This window comes from Streptomyces sp. NPDC020490 (assembly GCF_044335305.1).
In the GTDB taxonomy this organism is placed as follows: domain Bacteria; phylum Actinomycetota; class Actinomycetes; order Streptomycetales; family Streptomycetaceae; genus Streptomyces.
In genome coordinates this window covers 40,188-62,902 of record NZ_JBIRUY010000014.1, presented here as the reverse complement: position 1 = coordinate 62,902, position 22,715 = coordinate 40,188, and the positions used below count along the sequence as shown (strand labels likewise).

General features: G+C 73.9%; 14 protein-coding genes. 8 read left to right on the top strand and 6 right to left on the bottom strand.

Going from position 1 to position 22,715, the window contains the following annotated elements; genetic code table 11:
• Nucleotides 1–3: 3 nt before the first annotated feature.
• The 4 genes from ACH4ZX_RS16890 to ACH4ZX_RS16875 form a co-directional block, all read right to left on the bottom strand.
• Nucleotides 4–1,161: a hypothetical protein gene (locus tag ACH4ZX_RS16890; RefSeq protein ID WP_398272807.1), complete on the bottom strand. Its 1,158-nt coding sequence runs from the start codon at nucleotides 1,159–1,161 to the stop codon at nucleotides 4–6.
• A gap of 11 nt (nucleotides 1,162–1,172) precedes the next feature.
• Nucleotides 1,173–4,823: a hypothetical protein gene (locus ACH4ZX_RS16885; protein WP_398272806.1), complete on the bottom strand. Its 3,651-nt coding sequence runs from the start codon at nucleotides 4,821–4,823 to the stop codon at nucleotides 1,173–1,175.
• Nucleotides 4,820–8,071 (bottom strand): hypothetical protein, encoded by a 3,252-nt coding sequence (locus ACH4ZX_RS16880; RefSeq protein ID WP_398272804.1) that lies wholly within the window; start codon nucleotides 8,069–8,071, stop codon nucleotides 4,820–4,822. Before ACH4ZX_RS16880 ends, ACH4ZX_RS16885 begins: the two co-directional genes overlap by 4 nt.
• Nucleotides 8,072–8,503: 432 nt before the next feature.
• On the bottom strand, nucleotides 8,504–10,330 hold the full coding sequence (locus ACH4ZX_RS16875; RefSeq protein WP_398272802.1) for a thiamine pyrophosphate-requiring protein: 1,827 nt from the start codon (nucleotides 10,328–10,330) through the stop codon (nucleotides 8,504–8,506).
• Nucleotides 10,331–10,618: 288 nt separating this feature from the next.
• Here ACH4ZX_RS16875 and ACH4ZX_RS16870 point away from each other — a divergent pair, with 288 nt between their 5' ends.
• The 4 genes from ACH4ZX_RS16870 to ACH4ZX_RS16855 all read left to right on the top strand — a co-directional run bounded on the left by ACH4ZX_RS16870 (nucleotide 10,619) and on the right by ACH4ZX_RS16855 (nucleotide 15,584).
• A complete protein-coding gene (locus tag ACH4ZX_RS16870) occupies nucleotides 10,619–11,416 on the top strand; it encodes an RNA polymerase sigma factor SigF (RefSeq protein ID WP_398272800.1) in 798 nt (265 codons plus the stop codon).
• A gap of 152 nt (nucleotides 11,417–11,568) precedes the next feature.
• Nucleotides 11,569–12,903: a hypothetical protein gene (locus tag ACH4ZX_RS16865; protein ID WP_398272798.1), complete on the top strand. Its 1,335-nt coding sequence runs from the start codon at nucleotides 11,569–11,571 to the stop codon at nucleotides 12,901–12,903.
• Between the two features lie 258 nt (nucleotides 12,904–13,161).
• Nucleotides 13,162–14,409: an aminotransferase class I/II-fold pyridoxal phosphate-dependent enzyme gene (locus ACH4ZX_RS16860; RefSeq protein ID WP_398272797.1), complete on the top strand. Its 1,248-nt coding sequence runs from the start codon at nucleotides 13,162–13,164 to the stop codon at nucleotides 14,407–14,409.
• Complete coding sequence (locus tag ACH4ZX_RS16855; RefSeq protein WP_398272796.1) at nucleotides 14,406–15,584, top strand: MBL fold metallo-hydrolase; 1,179 nt, start codon at nucleotides 14,406–14,408, stop codon at nucleotides 15,582–15,584. Before ACH4ZX_RS16860 ends, ACH4ZX_RS16855 begins: the two co-directional genes overlap by 4 nt.
• A 93-nt stretch (nucleotides 15,585–15,677) precedes the next feature.
• Here the strand turns inward: ACH4ZX_RS16855 and ACH4ZX_RS16850 are convergent, their stop codons facing one another.
• Together ACH4ZX_RS16850 and ACH4ZX_RS16845 are read right to left on the bottom strand one after the other, a co-directional pair.
• Nucleotides 15,678–16,316, bottom strand: a complete 639-nt coding sequence (locus ACH4ZX_RS16850; RefSeq protein WP_398272794.1) for a DedA family protein — start codon at nucleotides 16,314–16,316, stop codon at nucleotides 15,678–15,680.
• Nucleotides 16,313–17,086 (bottom strand): MBL fold metallo-hydrolase, encoded by a 774-nt coding sequence (locus ACH4ZX_RS16845; RefSeq protein ID WP_398272792.1) that lies wholly within the window; start codon nucleotides 17,084–17,086, stop codon nucleotides 16,313–16,315. Before ACH4ZX_RS16845 ends, ACH4ZX_RS16850 begins: the two co-directional genes overlap by 4 nt.
• 83 nt (nucleotides 17,087–17,169) lie before the next feature.
• Here ACH4ZX_RS16845 and ACH4ZX_RS16840 point away from each other — a divergent pair, with 83 nt between their 5' ends.
• The 4 genes from ACH4ZX_RS16840 (at nucleotide 17,170) to dnaK (ending at nucleotide 22,684) form a co-directional block, all read left to right on the top strand.
• On the top strand, nucleotides 17,170–17,571 hold the full coding sequence (locus ACH4ZX_RS16840) for a hypothetical protein (protein WP_398272790.1): 402 nt from the start codon (nucleotides 17,170–17,172) through the stop codon (nucleotides 17,569–17,571).
• A gap of 376 nt (nucleotides 17,572–17,947) precedes the next feature.
• Nucleotides 17,948–20,011: a phage holin family protein gene (locus ACH4ZX_RS16835; protein ID WP_398272788.1), complete on the top strand. Its 2,064-nt coding sequence runs from the start codon at nucleotides 17,948–17,950 to the stop codon at nucleotides 20,009–20,011.
• 181 nt (nucleotides 20,012–20,192) lie between these two features.
• Nucleotides 20,193–20,618 (top strand): OsmC family protein, encoded by a 426-nt coding sequence (locus ACH4ZX_RS16830; protein ID WP_360755366.1) that lies wholly within the window; start codon nucleotides 20,193–20,195, stop codon nucleotides 20,616–20,618.
• Nucleotides 20,619–20,776: 158 nt separating this feature from the next.
• Nucleotides 20,777–22,684 (top strand): molecular chaperone DnaK, encoded by a 1,908-nt coding sequence (gene dnaK / locus ACH4ZX_RS16825; protein ID WP_398272786.1) that lies wholly within the window; start codon nucleotides 20,777–20,779, stop codon nucleotides 22,682–22,684.
• Nucleotides 22,685–22,715: the final 31 nt, after the last annotated feature.

Genomic DNA, 22,715 nt, shown 5'->3' with positions numbered 1-22,715 from the left:
CTCCTACGGGGCGGGGGCCAGGAGCGGCGCGACTCCGGCGAGGCGGGCGCCCTGTTTTCCGCGTGGTTTGAACTCCATGACTTCTTCGGGCCGGACCACCCCGAGCGACGTGATGTTGAACCAGATGTCGCCGTATTCGAAGGGTTTTCCCTGGGAACGGGTCACGGGCCACGGAGCCGACCGGCTGAACCCCGAGACGGTGGTGTAGACGGCTCGCTCTGAAAGGCGCGTGTCCCACTCCCGGGATGTGAAGCCGTAGGAGACGTAGGTGTGTGACGGTGCGGGATGTGTGGTCCCGGTGAAGTGTTCAAGGACCTCTTCGAGCGGGTGGTGGAATGAGTTGTCGTGACCCGAACTGGCCCCGATGGCCTTCGGTTTCATGGTGAGTTCGGCGAAGGAGTAGAGGATGTTCCAGTTGAAGTCGCTCACCTTGCCCTTCGCGAGGTATCTCTCGACCGAGGTGCGCAGTGCGCCGTGGTGCGGGATCTCCATGCCCAGGACGCCGTGCGTCGGCAGGAGTCTGTCGAATCGCGCCAGGGCGTTGATCCACCGCATGGTCTCGTAGGTGGCGTCACCCGGCAGGATGACCGCGTCACGGCCGTTCTCCACGACCACGACAGCCGACGTCCCGTTCTTCACCAGGTCCGCTCGCCCGCTGAGAGGCAGGTTCGCGACGAGGACCCGGACGAAGACGTCGTCCGGACCGCCATCGCCGTAGCTGCTGAGAAAGCGAAGGCCCGAACGCTCGCTGACTCCCAGGTAGTCGCTGTGGCACGCCGCATTGAACTGGGCGCCTTCGAGGGCGAGCCCGAAGGTCGAGGCGAAATCTTTCACCGTCTTCTTGTTGCGGTCTCCCCAAAGGCGTCCGCCGAGGAAGACATCTCCCAGCGTCACCCCGCCGAGGCTGTCGAGTCTGGCCGCGAGCGGTGCCAACAACTCATTGTGGTCGTTGTCCTGATGAGAGATGACGATGAGGTCGAGTCTCTTGTTGCGGGAGGCCTGGACCTTGCCCGCGATGTACTCGATCGCTCCGCCGCCGTCGTCACCCCCGCAGTCGACCAGCGCCAGGTAGTCGGCGGGACCGTCGGCGTTCCCACTGTCATAGACCTCGACCAGTGTCGTCATTCCCTGGCCGCAATACAGCAGCTTGACGCGTGTCATCCGCGGCATGGTCAGCCTTCCTTCCTGGAACGCGTTTCCGCGCGGCGCTCCGTGATCTCGGCCCGGGTCGGCTGTGGGGCCGGGCGGGTGGGGTCGGTGTCGGAGGCGTAGGCCAGGTACCAGCCGACCTTGGCCGGGCCGCTCTGGTCGGGGTTGCCGAACAGCACCACGTCGTTGTGGCCCGGTGGGAACGCCAGTCCCAGCAGCCGTAGCGCGAAGTCGCGCAGCCGCAGCGTGTAGGAGCGCGGGCCGCCGGGTGGGTCGTCGGCGTGGAACTCCACCGACCGGAAGCCCATCTTGATCACGCCCTGCAACGGCAGACTGACCCCGAGCAGGCCGTCCGCGCCCGGCAGCCGCACACCCAGGTACAGGCCCGGTTCCCGCTCCCCGCCGCCCGGGCTCCACGCGGCGAGGACCTTCAGCGCCAGCGGTTCCGCGCCGGCGAGCGCGCCGAGGGTGCCCAGGTCGATCGTGAAGTCCAGGCCGTACCAGGGCTGCGTCAGCACGGACTGCTCCAGGGGAGCGCCGGCCGACACGTAGCCGAGGTCGGCCGGTGTCCGCGGAGCCGGCGGGGCGCCCTGGGCCAGTCGTGGGTCCGGGGTGGCGATCAGCCCGTCGAGACGGATCGGGAAGCGGTTGACCAGCGATTCCGGGCGGGCCTTGCTGTGCGCCGGGTCGAACGACAGGTCGCCGTCCCGCAGGGTGAAGACCGTGGACCCCGCCGGGTCGCCCAGCGTGAACGACATCTCGATGCCCAGGCCGTCGAACCGCAGATAGCCGTCCTCACCCGAGGCGCTCTGCTCCCCCCAGCAGAACGGGTCGAAGCCCTCCGGTTCGTGGAAGCGCAGATTGCCGCCGAGGAGGAACACCGCCCGGACCGTGGCGTCCTTCGCCGCGGGGTCGGCGGGCTTGGCGGTGACCAGCCGGGTGGACAGCAGTTGGACGCCGCCCAGGACGGGGCCGTCGAGCAGGAAGGCGTTCTCCCCGGTCGCCGCGAAGACGTAGGCGTCGTGTGCCGTGCCGTCGGGGAGCTGCTGGCGCTGGAGCGCGCCGTCGAGGACGACGTTGTTGCCGTGCGTGCTGGGCAGCAGCCGCGCCGGGGCGCCGAAGAGGCGGTTGACCAGCAGTTCGGCGCGACTGGTGAAGGTGGTGACGAGGGTGTTGCGCACCCCGACGGTGAGGCTGAGCACCCGGAACGCGTAGGCGATGTTCTCCGTGAAGTACTGGTCCTCGGGGTTGCGGTGGTCGATGAGTCCGAACATCGACGAGCGCTGGAAGACCAGTTGCCCGTCCGCCATGCGGAACGGTGTGAGGGACATCCCGACGTGGTGCGCGGCGAACGCCGTGGGGTCGATGCCGGCGGCCAGCATCTGGAGCTCGGCGGGCAGCCGCTCCAGCGGCACGTCGGCCGACAGCGCCAGGATCCCCGTCCACCGCGGGTCGTCGACGACCCTGACGAAGTCGCCGTAGGGCGAGTCGGCCGGCTCCCGGCGGGCCGCCTCGATCACCGCGCGGATCGCCGCCCGGGCGTCCGCCGCGTGCCCGGGGCCGGCCGCCGCCTCGGGCCACGCCCAGGACGGGATGTCCTCGACGAGTTCGCCGACGGCCCGGCCGAGGCCCAGTTTGACGATGAGGAAGGTGCCGTCGCGCCAGTTGTCCGGACTCAGCCGGAACGGCCAGCCGCCGACCACGGGCGTGAGCTGCCCGCCGTGGCGCAGGAAGACCTGGGTCTCCTCGGGGGTGATGTCCGGTGACGCGGCGGTCAGCGCCTCGGTGAACTCCGGCCGCGTCGCGTACTCCCGGTCGGCCAGCCGGCCGCGCACCGCGGCCAGCACCTCCGGCCGCACGCCGCCGCGGTCGGCGGTGACGGTGGCGATGATGTCCAGATCGGCGGTGGTCAGCAGGTAGGGGACCGAGCCGAAGCGGTGGAATTCGGCCGGGTCGCCCAGGACCAGGAACAGGTCGTTGGTCTGCATGGCCTGCCGGAAGGGGCCCGTCACGGAGGTGAACCGCAGGTCCGGCAGGGCGGCCGACGCATCACCGCTGTGGCCGATGCCGAGCCAGTTCCAGCTCTGGTCCGCGGCCAGACCGACGGCGAGCCCCTGCGGGGTGACGGCGATGGTCTCGTCGCCCGAGTCAGCCGAGTCACGCGAGCCACCCGTGTCAGCCGAGTCACGCGAGTCACTCGAGTCAGCCGAGTCAGCCGAGTCGTCCGAGTCGCCCATGCCACCCGACTCGCCTGCGTCGTCCTCGCCGACGCCCGTCGCCCCGGCCGGCAGCAGCGCCGCGCGGCGGGCGGGCGCGACCGCGCCGCGCTCCACCTCGAGCGCCGACGCGACCGACTCCGGGGCGAGGGCGCGGAACGGGGCCATCGGGAAGGCCGCCCGGCTCGCGTCGGCCGCCGGCACCTCGTGGTAGCCGAGCAGCCGGACACCGCCGTCCGCCTCGGCGCCGCCGACGGGGTCGGTGTGCAGGGGCGCGTCCTCCGGCTGGCTGTAGTAGGTGAGGCCCGCGGTGCCGGGCGGCGGCGCGACGCGCACCCAGGACGTGGTGCCCAGCGAGGTGAGCGGACCGCCCGCCGCCGCGTCCCGCGGCGCGTATGCCGGATGACCGGGCTCGTACGTCAGCACGCACCCCTCGGCGGGGACGCCCAGGTACTCCAGCGCCGAGGCGCCGCACATGACCCGCCCGCCGTCCGGCCCGGCGTCGACGGCGAACGGACCGGACGGGACCAGATACAGGCCGGCGTTCACCGGCTCGCCGACCAGGTAGGGCGCGACGGCGAACACCAGCCCCGGCGGGCCGCCCGCGTCCGGGGCGAGCGGGCGCAGGGTGACGTCGTGTCCCAGCACGGTGGCGTGGCCCGACGGCAGCGCGCCGGGCACGTCGCCGCCCGGCGACCACGGCAGCAGGCCGAGCCGGGTGCGCTCGCCGTCCAGCGGCCGCAGCGGATCGATCTGCGCGTACAGGGCGAGGCCGGCGTCGGCCGCCTGGCGCAGCACGGGGAAGCGCACGGTCTCCGCCTGGCCGTCGGCGCCCGGCAGGAAGAACCGGATCTCCGCGCCGAGCCGGGCGAACGCGTCGCTGCCGGCCGGGGAGTCGGTGACCAGCCGCCAGGTGCCGGTGCGGCCGGCGTCCATGCTCAGCAGCGTGGTGCCCGGCCGCGCGGGGAACAGGTCGGTCGGCGAGTACAGCGCGGCGGCGGGCCAGGTCGCGGTGTCGGCGACGGAGAACCCCCAGCCGGCGGCGGTCTCGGCCGGTGCCACCGTGCTGCCGCCGGACACGGTGAGCTGGTACTCGGCCAGCTGGAACGTCGCGCCGTGGCCGGTCCAGGCGGAGCCGGGCCCGGGCTGCCCGGTCATGGCCGTCGCCGCCCACGCGGTCGGCGGCGCGTCCGGGTCGGGGAGCCAGACGAAGCGCGGCGCGGCCGTCGGCGGGAAGAAGCCCAGCCAGGTCGTCAGCGCGGCGGCCAGTGCGGTGGCGTCGGCGGCCGGCGCGCCGAGGAAGACGTAGCAGCCGCCGGTGTCCTGCCAGGTGCGGGTGAGGGTCGCCGTCGCGCCGAGCGCGTCGGGGTCGGAGGCGCGGAACGCGGCCACCGGGTCGGCGGGGTCGGCCCAGTACAGGCGCGTCGTGCCGGCGCGGGTGAAGACCGGCTCGGTCATGGCAGGTCTCCCGCCACGGTGTCGACGCGGTCGCCGTGCAGCAGCGGCAGGTCGAGCGCGGCCGGGGCGACATCCGGCCAGCCGAGGACGACCCGCCAGTCGTCCGCCGGTCCGTCCGCCGGTCCGTCCGCCGCAACCGCTGCGGCACGCGGCCGGCGCAGCGTCACCGGCCCCGGCGGCAGCGTGAACGCGGGGGGCCGCCGGGCGGCGCCCGCCAGCACGTCGCCCAGGGTGGTGCCCAGCGGCACCTCGCGGGGTGCGCCGTCCACCGTGACGCGGACCAGGGCGCGGACCGTGGCACGGCCGCGGAAGTAGGCCGCGGCCGCGCCGGGACCCGGCGGATTGCGGTGCCGGACGTTCTCGGTGGCCGCGTCCAGCGCGTCCGGCGTGGCGGCCGCCAGGAGCACCGGGTGCTGCTGCGGGAACAGCGAGCCGGGCGACGTGGCCGGCAGCACGGTCGGCGGGTAGACCAGGCGCGTGAACGGCTGCTGCAGCGTCGGCGCGAACAGGTCGAGGACCCCGCCGCCGCCGTACAGCTGGCCGGGCACCGGCCCGGTGGGATCGGGTACCACGACGCCCTGCCGGGTGAGTGCGGCGAGGAACGCGTCCAGGCCGCTCGTCCACCTGCCCGAGCGGTCGTGGGCGGTGACCTCGTAGTCGGCGGAGGCGGTGGTGACGTACCCGGACAGCGCGGTGCCCTGGGAGCCGGACACCACCTGGAAGCCCTCGTACTCCACGCGCAGGATCACGCCGGGCCGCAGGTCCAGGCAGCCGTTGTCGAAGCGCAGGCCGTAGGCCAGGTAGAGGGTCTCGGGGAAGGTCTGCGGCAGGGAGCGCGACACCGCCTCCGACAGCGCGGCCACCCCGTACGGGGTGATGCCCAGGGTCTGGAGGCGCGCCAGCAGCGCCGGCCACTGCGTCACCAGGTCCGGCCGGTGGGTGAAGTCCCACACCGGGCTGTTCGCCGGGACCCGCAGCGTGCAGGGGTGTGGCGTGGACGGGCTGGGGGCGAGGGTGAGCCCCAGCGGCAGGGCGACGGCCGAGGTCAGCGGGGTGGCGAACAGTTCCGGCAGCGCGAGCGTGATGTCCGCGGGCGCCAGCGCCGGGCCCGGCTGCGGCGCGATGCGTGCCGCGCCGGCGAACAGCGCCCGCTCGAACACCGCGACGGGAGCGCTGGGCAGGCCGCGCGCGATGCCGCCGGCCATGGCCGCGACGGTCACCACCGCCTCGGTGGGCAGCGCGGCGGCCGGCGCGTAGGTGACACGGGCGCGGGGTTCGGCGGTGGTCACCAGGACCTCCGGCTCGCCCGGGGCGGTGACGGACACGGCGTACCGGTCGACCAGCGGGTTGCGGGCCGGGTCCCAGGCCGCCGTCACGACCGCCCCGTCGTACGACACCCGCAGCCCGGTGGGGGCGACGGTCAGCAGGGCGACGGAGTTGCCCGACGGACTGGTGCCGGTGAGGGTGAGGCCGCGCAGTGCGACGCTGGCGGAGTTGGGGATGTCGTCCGGCAGGGTGAGCACGATGGGGTTGGTCGTCGGCCGCTGCGTGTCGAGCGTGACCTCGGCGCCGTCCCACCGGACCACCGGCTGCACACCGGTCATCAGCGGCAGCCCGGAGACCGTCCACGCCAGGGTGACGCGGCGGTTCGCGTCGACTGCGGCCCGCACGATCTGCGGGGCCGAGGTGACCAGGGCGACGGCGGTGGGCGGCCCGGTGGCCACGCCCGACACCTCGGCGACGGTGGCCGCGTCGGCGGTGGCGGGCAGTTCGGCGCTCTGGCCCCGGGTCACGACGGCGGTGTCGCCCACGGTGACGCGGTACGTCGCGTCCGGCGCACCTGTCCACGCCAGGCGGACCCGGCCGCCGTCGGCCTGGGCGAGCGTGAACCGCACCGGCGCGGTGGGAACGGTGACCGGCGCCGACCAGGGACCGGTGGCGACGCCGTCGACCGCGCGGACCGCGACGGTGGCCGGACCGGGGCCGTCGGGGAGCGGGAAGTCGACCGTGCCGTCGGCGCCCACCCGCCGAGGACGCTCCTCCGCGCCGTCGGCGCGGAGCACCGCCTCCACCCGGGCGCCCTGCGGCAGTCCGCTCGCCGAAGCGGTGACGACCAGCCGCTCGCCGCAGGTGACGGCGGTGATCGACGGAGCGGCCGGCACGACCGGCGCCGTCGTCGCCGGTCCGGTCGACCGCCCGGACCGGGCGCGTACCGAGACCGTGTACGCCGCCCCCGGCGCCGGCGGCTGCGGAACGGGCAGCGACAGGCGGGCCGCGGCGGTGAGGGACGCGCTGTGCACCGGTGTGCCGTCACGGGACAGGGTCACGTCGTAGGCGGTCGGCGCCAGCCCCGGCGGTGGCACGACACCGACCGTCAGGAGCGTCCCGTCCGAGCGGACCGCCGTCACCCTCGGGGCCACGTGCAGCACCGGAAGAGGAAGGGACGGCGGGCCGGAGCCGACGGCGGTGAACGCCTGCACGACGACCGAGCAGTCCATCTCGTCGCTGATACCGGGGATCGCGTGGAACGTCGTCGTCGACGCCGGGACCCGGGACTCGTAGGTCACCCGCCCGCGGTGCAGCACGCTGACCCGGTAGCCGTCGGCCGCGGGCACGGCGGTCCAGGTGGTGGACAGGGTGCCGGCGGCGAACTTGGCGGCGAGCACGTCGGGGCGCCGCGTCGGCAGCACCACGGCGGGACCGTAGGGACCGATGCTCAGCGCGTCGCCGCGGCGGCGGACGCGGGCGGTCGCGGCGGTCGCGGCGGCACCGGGCGGCAGGGGGTCCAGGACCGTGGAACGGCCGGTGGCGACGGACTCCGGTTCGCGGGGGGTGCCGTTCAGCGTGACCCGGATCCGGAACTCGTCCGTCTCGGCCGCCTGCCACGACAGGGTCAGCGCGCCGGTCGCCGGATCGGTCTCCGCCCGCTCCACGGTGACCACGTCGGCGGTGACCGGCACCGGCGCCGACCACAGGGGCGGTGCGCCCTCTGCGGACATCCGCACGGTCACTTCGTACTCCCGGCCCGGAGCCAACTCGATCGGCAGGCGCGCGGAGTTGCCCGGCCCGGTGGACACCTCGGCGACCGGGAGCGCGTCACCGAGCACCTTCACGCGGTACGTCGCCGCCGGGTGGTGACCGGCGGCCCAGAAGACGGTCAGGAAGTCGTTGTCGTACTGAACGCGCGCGATGACCGGATGACCGGGTGACGGTGCTGCGCCGGGTTCTGCGCCGGGTTCTGCGCTCATCGATCTCTCTCCAGACGCGGACGGGACCCCGATGCCCGCGATCTCCGGCATCCCCGGCCGCACGGGCCGGGACGTCGGGAATGCCGGCGGGAATCCGGTGAACTCGTGAGAGGCAACAGGGCGGGTGAGAGCCTGTTGCGCGGAGTGGCCTCGGCGAATGGCCGCCGGTCGGCTTTCTCCGTGTGATGACTCCTGTCATCTCACCGAGCCGGGGACCCGGGAAAGGCGCAGCCTGCTAGTTCATCCGATGGGGGTGTTCAGCCGAGCGGGCGTTTGAAGAGCGGCGCGACGGGAACCGGCTACCGGCGGCAATCGCGGGCGGGCGGGCACGTCAGCGGGCGGTCCACGGCGCCACCGGCCCCCGCCGGTGTTCTCCGCGCCGCTGAACCGCCCGCTGCCGTACGGCAGTTGCCAGCCGTCCCTGCCTTTTCCCTATTTCTTGGCCTTCTCTCCCTGCTTCTTGTCCTGCCTCTTCTCACGGCCCGGCAGGAACTCCTGCACCTTCGCCTTGAAGCCCTGCTTCACCATGGAGCCGCGGTCCGTGTCGCCCTTGAGGATCGACGCGGCCGTCGCCTCCATCTGCTCCCAGGTCGCGTGCGGCGGGATCGGCGGCACCGCCGGGTCGGTGAGGAACTCGATCACCGCGGGGCCGTCGGCCTCCAGCGCGGCCCGCCAGCCCGCCTCGACGTCCTCGGGCTTCTCCACCCGGACGCCGGTCAGGCCCAGGGAGCGGGCGAACGCCGCGTACCGCACGTCGGGCAGCTCCTGCGAGGGCAGGAAGGACGGGGAGCCCTCCATGGCCCGCATCTCCCAGGTGACCTGATTGAGGTCGTGGTTGTTCCACACCGCCACCACCAGCCGCGGATCGTCCCACAGCTCGCGGTACTTGGCCGCCGTGATCAGCTCCGCCATGCCGTTCATCTGCATCGCGCCGTCCCCGACCAGCGCGATCGCCGGCCGGTCCGGGTGGGCGAACTTCGCGCCGATCGCGTACGGCACTCCGCAGCCCATCGTCGCGAGCGTGCCGGACAGCGAGCCCCGCATGCCGGGCCGCATCGTCAGGTGACGCGCGTACCAGTTGGCCGTCGAGCCCGAGTCGGAGCTGACGATGGCGTTCTCCGGCAGCAGCGGGTCCAGGGCGCGGGCCACGTACTCCGGGTTGATCGGGTCGGCCGACAGGCCCGCCCGCCGCTCCATCACCTCGTGCCACCGTGCGACGTTCGCGCACACGGTGTCGTACCAGTCGCGCGAACGGCCCTCGTCGACCAGCGGGATGAGCCGCTCCAGGGTCGCCTTCGCGTCGCCGACCAGGTTCACCTCGTACGGGTAGCGCATGCCGACCATGTGCGGGTCGATGTCGATCTGCACCCCGCGCGCCTTGCCGAACTCCGGCAGGAACTGCGTGTAGGGGAAGGACGATCCGACGGTCAGCAGGGTGTCGCAGTCCCGCATCAGCTCGTACGACGGGCGGGTGCCCAGCAGCCCGATCGCGCCGGTGACGAAGGGGAGTTCGTCGCCGATGACGTCCTTGCCCAGCAGCGCCTTGGCCACCCCGGCCCCCAGCAGGCCGGCGATCCGCTCCACCTCGGCGCGCGCCCCGGCCGCGCCCTGGCCGACCAGGATCGCCACCTTCTCGCCGGAGTTGAGGATCTCCGCCGCCCGCAGCAGCGGCTCCTCCGCGGGGACCGCCGTCCAGGCGCTGCGGCCCAGACTGGACGGCACCATCTTGAACTCGTGCGTGGGCGGCGAGTAGTCGAGCTCCTGCACGTCGCCGGGGATGATGACCGCCGTCGGGCAGCGCCGGGCGTACGCGGTGCGGATCGCCCGGTCCAGCACGTTCGGCAGCTGCTCGGGGACCGTCACCGTCTCCACGAACTCCGAGGCGACGTCCTTGTACAGGCTGTGCAGGTCCACCTCCTGCTGGTACGAGCCGCCCATCGCCGTGCGGTGCGTCTGGCCGACGATCGCGAGCACCGGCACATGGTCGAGCTTGGCGTCGTACAGGCCGTTGAGCAGGTGGATCGCACCCGGTCCCGAGGTGGCCGCGCAGACGCCGAGACGGCCGCTGAACTTGGCGTAGCCGACGGCCTGGAACGCGGACATCTCCTCGTGCCGTGACTGGATGAAACGGGGCTGGTTCCCGGCCCGGCCCCACGCCGCGAGCAAGCCGTTGATGCCGTCCCCCGGGTAACCGAAGACGTGCTCCACACCCCACTCCCGCAGCCGTTGCAGGACGTGGTCGGAGACCTTGGTGCTCATGTGCGGACCTCCCGGGCTCGACATGGTTACGGACAGCGTTCACCGCGTTCGGCTGCGTCCCGAGTCACCCCGTCGGGGCGCGGAAAACCCGTGGGCACGCGGAAAACCCGACGCGGGTGTTTGCGGCGCGAAGGCGTGGGCAGTCGAACCTGATGTGCTTCGGACAGGAGGCACGTCCGTGGGAACGGCGATCCGCCGACCCGGCCGGACGGGCCCTGTCCCGGTCCCGGCCGCGCTCCCCCGGTGACCGTCCAACCGAGAGCACTGACCAGGGAGTTGCTACGCAACATGCCCATTCGAGTGAGCGCGAAGCACCACCCGCACGACGACGCCCCCGACACCGCCGAGGACTTCCGCAGGCTGCGCGCGCTGCCCGCGGGCGCGCGGCGCGACGCCCTCCGCGGGGAGATCGTCGAGGCCTGGCTGTCGATGGCCGAACGGCTCGCGGGACGGTTCCGCAGCCGCGGCGAGAGCTACGAGGACCTGCGGCAGGTCGCGGCCCTCGGCCTGGTCAAGGCCGTCGACCGCTACGACCCCGACCGCGGCCACGCCTTCGAGAGCTACGCCGTGCCCACCATCACCGGTGAGATCAAGCGGCACTTCCGGGACCACATGTGGACCCTGCACGTGCCGCGCCGCGTCCAGGACCTGCGCAACCGCGTCCGCGCCGCCTCCCAGGACCTGTCGCAGACGCTCCCGGGCCGCCCGCCCACCGCCGCCGAGATCGCCGAGCACGCCTGCATGAGCGAGGAGGACGTGCTGGTCGGCATGGAGGCGCTGGACAGCTTCACCGCGCTCTCCCTCGACGCGGAACTGCCCGGCAGCGAGGACGGCTACTCCCTCGGCGACGCCCTCGGCTCGTACGATCCCGCGCTGGACACGGTGATCGACCGCGAGGCCGTCAAGCCCCGGCTGGCCGCGCTGCCCGAGCGGGAGCGGGCCATCCTCTACATGCGGTTCTTCGGCGACATGACGCAGAGCAGCATCGCCGAGCAGCTGGGGATCTCCCAGATGCACGTGTCGCGGCTGATCAGCCGGTGCTGCAACCGGATGCGGGAGCAGATCATGCGCGAGACGGCCGCGTAGGCCGCACCGGCACGGGCCGTCACCCGCACGGCCCCTGCCGTCCCGCGAATGGTGCCCGGCCGCGCGCGCCGGGCCGCCGGGCGGGCTGTGATGGCTGCGGGGCACCGACCGGCGTGCCCTCACCGCAGTCGTCGCTCGAAGGAGCCCGTCCCATGCGCCGCACCGCCCATGTCCTGTCCGTCGCCGCGCTGACCGGCGCCACGCTGGGCGCCGCCGCCTCGACCGCCCTCGCCGATCCGACGGCACAGGTCAGCCCGAGCACCGTCTCGCCGGGCGGCAGCGTCACCGTCTCGGTCTCCTGCGACCCCACCGGCGGGATCGCGCCCGCCACCCTCGACGCCGTCTCGCAGGCGTTCGCCGAGCGCAGGGTCCAGCTGCACCGGGTTCCCGGCACCGGCACCGGAAAGTCCGGCCCCGTCTACCGCGGAGTCGCCCGCATCGCGTCCGCTGAGCAACTCCGGGACCGGGACCCGCACGCCACGGCGGAGGACCCGTCGCACGAGGGCTCCGCGGGCAGGGACCCGGGGGAGGCGGAGCCGGGGAAGAAGGAGCCGGGGGAGCAGGAGCCGGGGAAGAAGGAGCCGGGGGAGAAGGATCCGGGGGAGAAGGATCCGGTCGGTAAGGACCCGGCGGGGAAGGACCCGGCCGGTCAAGACCCGGCTGGTCAAGACCCGGCTGGTCAAGACCCGGCGGGCGCGGACCCGGCGGGTAAGGGCCCGGCGACGGGCGAGGACTCCTCCGGGGCCCTCGGCGGCCAGCGCTCCACGGACCAGAAGGCCCCCTCCACCGCCGGCCGGACGGCCGAAGCCGACGTGGAGCCCCCCACGACCGCCGACGTCCCGGACGCGTCGCCGGACGGGGACGTGCCGGACGGGGACGTGCCGGACGACGGTGGCGCGGACGAGGACGTCACGGGCGAGGACGTCACGGGCGAGGACGTTCCGGAGACGGCCGCGGCCGCAGGCCCTGAGGCACCCGCAGGCGAGGCCGCGTCCCGCACCTCCCGCGCCCAGGACCCCGCGGAGGGGGATGCCACGGCCCAGGACCCGGCCGCCCAGAACCAGTCGGTCCAGGACCCCGCAGCGAGGGAGCCCGCCGCGAAGGAGCCCGGGGCGAAGGAACCCTCAGCCCAGGAGCCCACGGACGGGGATCCGGGCGACGGGCACTCCGCCGCGGGGCGCCCCGAGGAGGAGCGCCCTTCCTCGGCCGACGGCGGTCCGGGCGGGGGAGAGCACGGCTCCACGTGGGCCGTCGAGGGCACCTGTCCGGCGCGGCCCGGCGGGAAGGGCGCGGCGTGGAGCGCGACGTTCCGGGTGATCGGCGACGGCAGCCGTCGCCCGGGGTCCTGGGGCGGTGTGCAGGCCGGCGAGGGCGGCGCCTTCAGCGGATCCGTGCCCGTTTTGGTCGCCGGCGGTGTCCTGATCGCGGGCGCGCTCGGCGCCGCCGCGCACCGGCTGCTGTTCCGGCGTTCCGCGACGAAGGGCTGACCCGCCCGGTGCCCCGCCCGGTGCCCAGCCCGGTCCACGCCAGGTGCCCCGGAGGCTCGTGTGACGGGCGCCATCCGCGCCGACGGCCATGGTCCGGCGCCACCCTGGGTACTCACAGCCCGAGGGCACGACTCGTACCGCAGGAGCAGCACGCGGGCACCCGTGGCACGGGCACGGCCCGAAAGACCGGTCCGACGGCCATGGACACGGCACCGGACACGGCACCGGACACGGCGCCAGGACTGCGCGGAGGCACGCATGCGGTGGACGGACGGGGAAGGCCACGGCCCCGTCCGGTACGGGCCGCGGCTTCCCGAGGACGGACTGCCCGTGCCGCCCGAGCTCACCGCCGTACTCGCCGCCGCCGCCGAACGCGCCGACGAGGAACCGGTCGGCGGCGGCCCGGAACTCCTGCGGTCCGCCTGCGACTACTGGGAGCGGCGCGGACTGCCCGTCGAGCCCGGACGGGTCGCCGCAGGACCCGGCGCCCCCGCCCTGCTGCTCGCGCTGACCGCCGCGCTGGGCGGCGACGTCCTGGTGCCCCGGCCCTGCGCGGCCTGGTGGGCGCCGTACGCGCGCCTGCTGGGCAGAGGCGTCTTCCACGTGGCGACGCCCGCCGAGAGCGGCGGCGTGCCCGATCCGTACGCCCTGCTGGAGACCGTCCGCAGGGTGCGCGCCGAGGGCGGTGACCCGCGGCTGCTGGTGCTGTCCGTCGCCGACGACCCCACGGCGACGGTGGCACCGCCCGAACTGCTGCACCAGTGCGCCGAGGCGGCCGCGGCCGAGGGCCTGCACCTGGTCAGCGACGAGACCTGGCGCGACACGCTGCACGCCCCGCACGACACCGTCGTGCTCAGTCCGGCGGAGATGCTTCCCGAACGGGTCACCGTCGTCGCCGACCTGGCCGGTGCCCTGCTCCCGCCGGCCTGGCCCGCCGCGATCGCCCGCTTCCCGGCCGGCGCGGACGGGCACGGCCTGCACGCGCGCGTGCTCGACGTGCTGACCGCGCTCGGCGCCCGCGTCGCCGGACCCGTCGCCGCCCCGGCCGCCTACGCGCTGCGGGAGCCCGAGCCCGTCGCCGCGCACATGGCAGCCGCCGTAGGGCTGCACGCGCGCGTGGCCGCCGCCCTGCACGCGGCGGTCGTGGCCGCGGGCGCCCTGGCCCGGCCCCCGCAGGCCGGCCGGTACCTGTACGCCGACCTCGGCCCGCTGCGCTCCGCGCTCGCCGCCCGCGGAGTCGGCGACGCACAGGAGTTGGAGGACTTCCTCACCGCCCGGCTAGCCATGCCCGCCCCGGGCGGCCACCGCTTCGGCGACGAACTCGACGAACTGCGCGTCCGCTTGTCCACCGGTCCCCTGCTGGGGGGCACTCAGGCGGAGCGCGCGGAATGCCTCAGCTCACCCACGCCGTTGGAACTGCCACACGTGCAACGCGCGTTGAACCGAGTGGAATCGGTCCTCGACGATCTCCGCGACGACGCTCAGCGATGGGAGCCTCCTCGATGACGCAACAGTCCGAGTCGACCACCACCACCAGTACGCCCGGCCGGGAGGACGACGATCCGGCGTCGCCCCACCCCTCGCCCCACCCCTTGACCCGCTCCACGGCCCTCTCTCCGACCCACTCCTCCGCCCTCTCTCCCTCCCGGTCCCCGGCTCTCGCTCCGCCCCGGTCCCCGTCGCTCCCCACGCCCCCTCTCGCGGCGCCCTCCCCGCCGCTCGCCGAACCCCGGCCGCTGGCCGAGCGCCGCGTGTGGCCGCGGACGTTCCACGACCGTCTGACCGCCCCGCTGCCCGGCCTGAAGGCCATGGCCCGCTTCGCCCGCGAGGGTGCGATACGGCCCACGCGCGAGAGCCTCGTCGACATCCCGCTCATCCCCGTCGAACCCGCCCCGCTGCCCCGCGTCGACGCCCGCACGGTCGCCGTGTCCTGGGCGGGGCACGCCAGTTGGGTGGTGCGGATCGGCGGGCTGACCGTCCTGACCGACCCGGTGTGGTCCCGCCGCATCCTGGGCACCCCGGCCCGTATCACCCCCGTGGGCATCCCCTGGAGCGAACTGCCGCGCGTCGACGCGGTCGTCATCAGCCACAACCACTACGACCACCTGGACGCCCCCACCCTGCGCCGGCTCCCGCGCGACACCCCGGTGTTCGTGCCGGCCGGACTCGGCGGCTGGTTCCACCGCCGCCGGTTCACCGCCGTCACCGAGCTGGACTGGTGGGAGGCGGCCGAACTGGACGGGGTGCGCTTCGACTTCGTGCCGGCCCACCACTGGTCCAAGCGCACCCTGACCGACACCTGCCGCAGCCTGTGGGGCGGCTGGGTCCTCACCGCCTCCGACGGACAGCGCGTGTACTTCGCCGGCGACACCGGGTACGGCCACTGGTTCTCCCGGATCGGACAGCGCTACCCCGGCATCGATCTCGCCCTGCTGCCCATCGGCGCCTACGACCCGCGCTGGTGGCTCAGCGACGTCCACTGCGCCCCGGAGGAGGCGGTACGGGCCGCCCGGGACCTGGGCGCCCGCCGGATGGCGCCGATGCACTGGGGCACGTTCGTGCTGTCGGCGGAACCGGTGCTGGAACCGCTCACGCGCGTGCTCGCGGCCTGGGAGAAGGCGGGCCTGGACCGCGCGGACCTGTGGGACCTGCCCGTGGGCGGTTCACGGGTGCTGCCCTGATCGAGCAGGTCGGGCGAGGTCCGCGGCTCCGGGCCGTCCGGCGGCGGTCGCCGAAGAAGGAGACGGAGGGCGGAGGGCGGTCGCCGGGTGACGTCAGGTCCGCGTCTTCCGGGCGCTGCCGCGCACCCGCCTCCACACGCTCGGCACCACACTGAGTATCACCGTCAGCGCGACCGCCGCGAGCACGCCCTGCCACGGCTCGTTGAACAGCGACCCGCCCAGGACGCCGATCAGCTGGTAGGTCGCCGCCCAGGCCAGGCAGGCCGGCGCGTTGCCGCGGGCGAAACGGCGCACCGGCCAGCGCGCCATCAGACAGGCCAGCATCACCGGGATACGGCCGGCCGGCACCAGCCGCGACAGCACGAGCACGGCCACGTTGTGGTCGGCCAGTTTCGCCTGCGACTGTTCCAGCCGGTCCTGCGGCGCCCGCGACCGGATCGCCTCCAGCCAGCGCGAGCCGTTCCTCGACGTCATGCCGCGCCGGCCCAGCCAGTACAGCGTCATGTCCCCGAGGAACGCGGCCAGCGACGCCGTCGCGAACACCAGCGCCATCGTGAACGGCGCGGTGTGGTGGAAGGCCACCACGGCCGCCGAGCTCACCAGCGCGCCCGTCGGCACGACCGGCACCAGCGCCCCGATCAGCACCAGCAGGAACAGTGACGGATACCCGATCGCCTGCTGCGTCGACTCGGGCGGTACGACCGTCGCGGGGGCCGCCGCCAGCCAGATCACCGGGAGACCTCCGGACGGGCGCTCTCCCCGTGCCCGAGCCGGTGCACGGTCACGCCGGGCGCGCGCTGGGCCGCCCGGCGCACGAACTCGTCACCGGGCGTGTGGAACTCGTGCGGGCGCACGGCGTCCATGCCGATCGGCCAGTAGGTGCCGTAGTGCACGGGCACCGCGCTGCGCGGCGCGAGGCGGGCCAGCGCCTCGGCCGCCCGCCCGGCGTCCAGGTGCCCATCGCCGAGATTCGGTCCCCAGCCGCCGACCGGCAGCAGCGCCACGTCGACCGGGCCGACCTCCTTCGCCATCGTGTCGAACAGGCCGGTGTCACCGGCGAAGTACGTGCGTGCCTCGCCCTCCAGGACGTAGCCGAGAGCGGGGGAGCGGTGCGGGCCCACCGGCAGCCGCCGCCCGTCGTGCCGCGCGGGCACCGCACGCACGTTCAGGTCGTGGACCCGCACGACGTCGCCGGGCGCGACCTCGGTGACGTGCAGCCGGACGAGCCGGCGCAGCGCCGGCACCGCCCGTCGTGCGCCCCGGGGCACGAGCAGGCGCGTGCCCGGCGCGAGCCGCTCCAGCGAGGGAACGTGCAGATGGTCGGCGTGCAGATGCGACACGAGCGCCACGTCCGCGCGCCAGGCGCCCGGCGGCGGCAGCGCGCCCCGGCGGCGCCGGAGATGGGCGAGCCGGCGGGCGAACAGGGGATCGGTCAGCACCCGTACGCCCGAGTCCTCGACCGTGCAGGTGGCATGACCCCACCAGGTGACCTCCACCGGCACCTCTTTGCCTCCTTCGCGCGACTCCCCGAAGCCTACGGGCAGGAGTAGGGTCGGCGGCGAAACCCGGAGGTGAGGGGAACACCATGGGACCGGTGCGGGTCACGGCGATCGCGAGTCTGACGCCGCTCGAGGAGCTGGACGCCGATCCCTTCCTGGTGGACTCCCGCAGCCAGCACGCGATGTGCGCGCGCTGGGCTGCCGAGCGGGGCTACGTCGTCGCCCGCGAACTGCTGGTACGGGGGCTCAGGCCGGACCACAGCGTGCTGTGGGACGGGGTCCGCCCGGAGACCGACCTGTTCGTCGCGCCGAGCCGGCGGGTACTGGAGAGCGCGCTGTCGTCCGTGGAGGAGTTCACCGCGGAGTGCGCGCGGCGCGGGGTACGGGTGGAGACCGTCGGCTCGGCGGAGCCCCGCTACGACGCCCAGATGAAGGCCCGCGTGCACCGCCGCCTCTCCATGCCGACAGCCGGCTACGACGGCCGCTGACCCCGCGACCCCACTACCGCCACCGCACCCCGCGACCGGCAGCGGGGCCCGCGGCCCGGAAGCCGAGCCGCACGGCTCGGCGGCGGGCCCCGGGGTCCGGTCAGGGCCTACGGCCCGACAGCCGAGCCCGCCGAGCCTGCCGAGCCCCGCGGCTCGGTGGCCGCACCCGCCGGCGGTGCCGGAACACGGCGGCCCACCGCCGTGTCCGCGTGCGGTGCCGAGTCCGGGCCAGTGCCGGGCCGGTGTGAATGCCCATGCCCACGTCCCAGCGTCCGTCGAGCCCGTGCCAGGGGCGGTGGGGCTCGGAGGGGGTGTGACAGGGTAGGAGGGGTGGGGGCCCGCTGCGGGGGCGGGCCGGGACGTGAGGTGGGCAGGCGTGCGTGGCGGGCGTTGGCGGCGGATCGCCAGTCAGGTGGGGCGGAGCGTCGCGGTCTGGGTCGTCTCCACCGTCACCATGCTCGTGCTCGCCGGGATCCTGCCGGACTTCCAGCTCCAGTCCGCGACCGGCGACAGCGGCACCCGGATCGCCGTCACGGCCGCGCTCGGCGCCGGCGCGTTCGGTCTGCTGTCCGCGCTGGTGTGGCCGCTCCTGGTCCGGGCCCTGCTGCTGGTGCCGGCGCTCGTGCTGGGGCTGCTGGTCTTCTTCCTCAACGGCTCGCTGCTGCTGCTCGCCCTGCGCATCAACCCCTCCGGCGACAGCGAGGCCGCGCCCGAGACCGCCGTCATCGTCGCCGCGGTGATGTCCGCCGTCGCCTCCGCCACCGGCGGCGCACTGGCCGTCCGCGACGACGACGCCTACCGGCGCCGCCTCTACCGCCTCGCCCACCGCCGCGGAAGACGCCGGCCGCCCGGCCCGTCCAGCCCCGGCACCGTCTTCCTGCAACTCGACGGCGTCGGCCACGACGTGCTGCTGGACGCCGTCGGCAAGGGACTGGCGCCCACCGTCGCCAGATGGCTGGACGGCACCCACCGGCTCACCCCCTGGCGCACCGACTGGTCCAGTCAGACCGGCGCCAGCCAGCTCGGCATCCTGCACGGCTCCAACCACGACGTCCCGGCGTTCCGCTGGTACGAGAAGGACAGCCGGGAGGTGATGGTCTGCAACCGCCCGACCAGCGCCGCCGAGCTCCAGCGCCGCGCCGTGGCGCGCACCGGCGACACCGGCCTGCTCACCGCCGACGGCGCGAGCCGCGGCAACCTCTTCAGCGGCGGCGCGGACGAGCAGGCCCTCGTACTGTCCATAGCCACCCGCCGCCGCGGCCGGGAGAACCGGTCCCGCGCGGGCTACTTCGCGTACTTCTCCGACCCGGCCAACGCCGTGCGCACCGCCATGTCGTTCGTCGCCGAGGCCGGCCGGGAGATCGGCCAGTCCACCCGGGCCCGCCTGCGCAAGCAGCGCCCACGGGTCTCGCGCGGCGGCCTCTACCCCTTCGTCCGCGCCTTCGCGACCGTCGTGGAACGCGACGTCGTGGTCTCCGCCGTGATGGGCGACATGCTCGCCGGGCGCACCGCGATCTACGCCGACCTGGTGGCCTACGACGAGGTGGCGCACCACTCCGGCCCGCTCAGCCGGGACGCCGAGAAGGTCCTCGGACGCCTGGACCGGGCGCTCGCGCTGATCGAGAAGGTCTCCGAGCACGCCCCGCGGCCGTACCGCATCGTCGTCCTGTCCGACCACGGCCAGAGCCCCGGCGAGACCTTCCGCGCCCGCTACGGCCTCGGCCTCGGCGAGCTGGTGCGGGCCGGCTGCGGGCTGCCCGTGCCGCGCAAGGCGCAGCGTACGCACAGCGGCGCCGAGGCCCGTGCCGCAGTGCGGGCAGCGCTGCGCCGGCCCGTCGAGGAGGGCGGCGAGCAGCACCGGCTCTCGGGGCGCCGCTCGGAGCCGATCGTGCTGGCCTCCGGCAACCTCGGCCTGGTGTCCTTCCCGGACGTGCCGCACCGGATGACCAAGGAGGAGATCGACGCCCGTCACCCGGCGCTGCTGACCACGCTCGCCAACCACCCCGGGATCGGCTTCCTGCTGGTGCGCAGCGAGGAGCACGGCGGGGTGGTGCTGGGCGCGTACGGCGCGGAGCTTCCGCTCGAATCGCTGGAACACGATCCGGGTCCGCTGGCCGCGTTCGGGCCCGGCGCCGCCGACGCCGTGCGCCGCACCCACTCCTTCCCGCACGCCGCCGACATCATGGTCAACTCCTTCCACGACCCGGCCGACGGCGAGGTCCTCGCCTTCGAGGAGCAGATCGGCTCGCACGGCGGGCTCGGCGGGGCGCAGGGCAGGCCGTTCCTGCTGTCGCCGCTCGTCTTCTCCGCGCCGGCCGGGGAGGGGTGCGAGCTGGTGGGCGCCGAGCAGGTGCACCACGTGCTGCGGCGCTGGCTGCGCGAGGCGGACGGCCCCCAGGTGCCCCTCACCGGCAACGGGGAGCAGGAGCGGGCCGCCTGAGAACCACCGGCCGCCCGCGTGGGTTCCGTGACGCGGCCCCGCCCCGCCCCGCCCCGCACGACGCCGGCTGCGGTTCACCGCCCGTGGGCCGGTCTTCCGGGTGCGGCGACCGGGAATGTGATCGGATGGTGTCCCAAGCAACAGCCGGAATGGCAACAGCAGGAATTCGGAAGGATTCACCGTGGCAACCACGCGCTCCGCACACACCGTCTGGGAAGGCAACCTGCTCGAGGGCAACGGAGTCGTCACCTTCGACTCCTCCGGCATCGGCGAGCAGCCGGTGTCGTGGCCGTCGCGCGCCGAGCAGGCGAACGGCAAGACCAGCCCCGAGGAGCTGATCGCCGCCGCCCACTCCAGCTGCTTCTCCATGGCGCTGTCGCACGGCCTGGCCGGTGCCGGCACCCCGCCCACCAAGCTCGTCACCTCCGCCGACGTCACCTTCCAGCCGGGTGAGGGCATCACCGGCATCCACCTGACCGTCGAGGGCACGGTCGAGGGCATCGACAACGACGCGTTCGTCGCCGCCGCGGAGAACGCCAAGGCCAACTGCCCGGTCAGCCAGGCCCTCGCGGGCACGACGATCACGCTGTCGGCGAAGCTCGCCTGAGCCCCGCGGACCCGCTTCCGCTCCGGTGCCGCGCCTCCCCGCGATCGGGAGGCGCGGCACCGGCGTTCCCGGGGTACTCGGCGGCATGTGGCATTGACAACGGCCCACTCAAGTTTTGTGCTTGAAATGTGGCAGTGCCCTCGCGGAAGGGGACGGAGATGGCACGTGCGGTCGGGATCGATCTCGGTACCACGAACTCGGTGGTGGCCGTCCTGGAAGGCGGCGAGCCCACCGTCGTCGCGAACGCGGAGGGGGCCAGGACCACACCGTCGGTCGTGGCCTTCGCGAAGAACGGGGAGGTGCTCGTCGGCGAGGTCGCGAAACGGCAGGCCGTGACGAACGTGGAGCGCACGGCCCGTTCGGTCAAGCGGCACATGGGCGACGCCCACTGGCGTTTCCCGGAGCACGGCTCCGTCGACGGCACCCGCTACCAGGCGCAGGAGCTGTCGGCGCGGGTGCTGCAGAAGCTGAAGCGGGACGCGGAGTCCTACCTGGGCGAGGACGTCACGGAAGCGGTGATCACCGTCCCCGCCTACTTCGACGACTCCCAGCGGCAGGCGACCAAGGAGGCCGGGGAGATCGCGGGCCTGAAGGTCCTCAGGATCATCAACGAGCCGACCGCCGCGGCCCTCGCCTACGGCCTCGACCGGGGCGAGGAGCAGACGGTGCTCGTCTTCGACCTGGGCGGCGGCACCTTCGACGTGTCGCTGCTGGAGATGGGCGAGGGGGTCATCGAGGTCAAGGCGACCAACGGCGACACCCACCTCGGCGGCGACGACTGGGACCAGCGGATCGTCGAGTACCTGGTCAAGCGGTTCAAGGGCCAGTACGGCATCGACCTCGGCAAGGACAAGATGGCGTTGCAGCGGCTGCGCGAGGGCGCCGAGAAGGCCAAGATCGAGCTGTCCGCGTCGTCCGAGACGACGATCAACCTGCCCTACATCACCGCCTCCGCCGAGGGCCCCCTGCACCTCGACGAGAAGCTGACCCGCGCCCAGTTCCAGGAGCTCACCGCGGACCTGCTCGACCGCTGCAAGACCCCCTTCCACCAGGCGGTCAAGGACGCGGGCGTGCAGCTGTCCGCGGTCGACCACGTCATCCTCGTCGGCGGCTCGACGCGGATGCCCGCGGTGACCGACCTGGTCAAGGAGCTCACCGGCAAGGAGCCGCACAAGGGCGTCAACCCGGACGAGGTCGTGGCGGTCGGCGCGGCCCTGCAGGCGGGCGTCATCCGCGGCGACGTCAAGGACGTGCTGCTGCTCGACGTCACCCCGCTGTCCCTCGGCATCGAGACCAAGGGCGGCATCATGACGAAGCTGATCGAGCGCAACACCACGATCCCGACCCGGCGTTCGGAGATCTTCACCACCGCCACCGACAACCAGCCCTCGGTCGGCATCCAGGTCTACCAGGGCGAACGCGAGATCGCCGCCTACAACAAGAAGCTCGGCGTCTTCGACCTCACCGGCCTGCCGCCCGCCCCGCGCGGCGTGCCGCAGATCGAGGTGGCCTTCGACATCGACGCCAACGGGATCATGCACGTCTCCGCCAAGGACCTCGCGACGGGCCGCGAGCAGAAGATGACCGTCACCGGCGGCTCGGCCCTGCCCAAGGAGGACATCGACCGCATGATGCGGGAGGCCGAGCAGTACGCCGAGGAGGACCGGGGGCGCCGGGAGGCCGCCGAGACCCGCAACCAGGCCGAGCAACTCGTCTACCAGACCGAGAAGTTCCTCCGCGACAACGAGGACCGCATCCCGGCGGAGACGAAGTCCGAGGTCGAGTCCGCGACCGGCGAGCTGAAGACCCTGCTGAAGGAGAACGCCGAGACGGGCGCCCTGCGCACCGGCGTCGAGAAACTCGCCACCGTCAGCCAGAAGATGGGCCAGGCCATGTACGAGCGGGCCGGGCAGCAGTCGGCCGCGGCGGACGCGGGCACGGGCGGAGGCGCGGGCACGGGCACGGGCGCGGGCGCGGGCACGGAGCACACCGGGCCGCACGACGACGGCGTGGTCGACGCGGAGATCGTCGACGACGACACGGAACACAAGGGAGGAGCGGCTTGAGAGCGGCTTGAGGACCGCCGGGCTCCTCGGT

Bases quoted from the DNA above. Each gene is read 5' to 3' on its own strand.
- ACH4ZX_RS16890 (WP_398272807.1), bottom strand. From the start codon at position 1,161: ATGACACGCGTCAAGCTGCTGTATTGCGGCCAGGGAATGACGACACTG.
- ACH4ZX_RS16880 (WP_398272804.1), bottom strand. From the start codon at position 8,071: ATGAGCGCAGAACCCGGCGCAGAACCCGGCGCAGCACCGTCACCCGGT.
- ACH4ZX_RS16885 (WP_398272806.1), bottom strand. From the start codon at position 4,823: ATGACCGAGCCGGTCTTCACCCGCGCCGGCACGACGCGCCTGTACTGG.
- ACH4ZX_RS16875 (WP_398272802.1), bottom strand. From the start codon at position 10,330: ATGAGCACCAAGGTCTCCGACCACGTCCTGCAACGGCTGCGGGAGTGG.
- ACH4ZX_RS16855 (WP_398272796.1), top strand. From the start codon at position 14,406: ATGACGCAACAGTCCGAGTCGACCACCACCACCAGTACGCCCGGCCGG.
- dnaK (WP_398272786.1), top strand. From the start codon at position 20,777: ATGGCACGTGCGGTCGGGATCGATCTCGGTACCACGAACTCGGTGGTG.
- ACH4ZX_RS16840 (WP_398272790.1), top strand. From the start codon at position 17,170: ATGGGACCGGTGCGGGTCACGGCGATCGCGAGTCTGACGCCGCTCGAG.
- ACH4ZX_RS16860 (WP_398272797.1), top strand. From the start codon at position 13,162: ATGCGGTGGACGGACGGGGAAGGCCACGGCCCCGTCCGGTACGGGCCG.
- ACH4ZX_RS16870 (WP_398272800.1), top strand. From the start codon at position 10,619: ATGCCCATTCGAGTGAGCGCGAAGCACCACCCGCACGACGACGCCCCC.
- ACH4ZX_RS16865 (WP_398272798.1), top strand. From the start codon at position 11,569: ATGCGCCGCACCGCCCATGTCCTGTCCGTCGCCGCGCTGACCGGCGCC.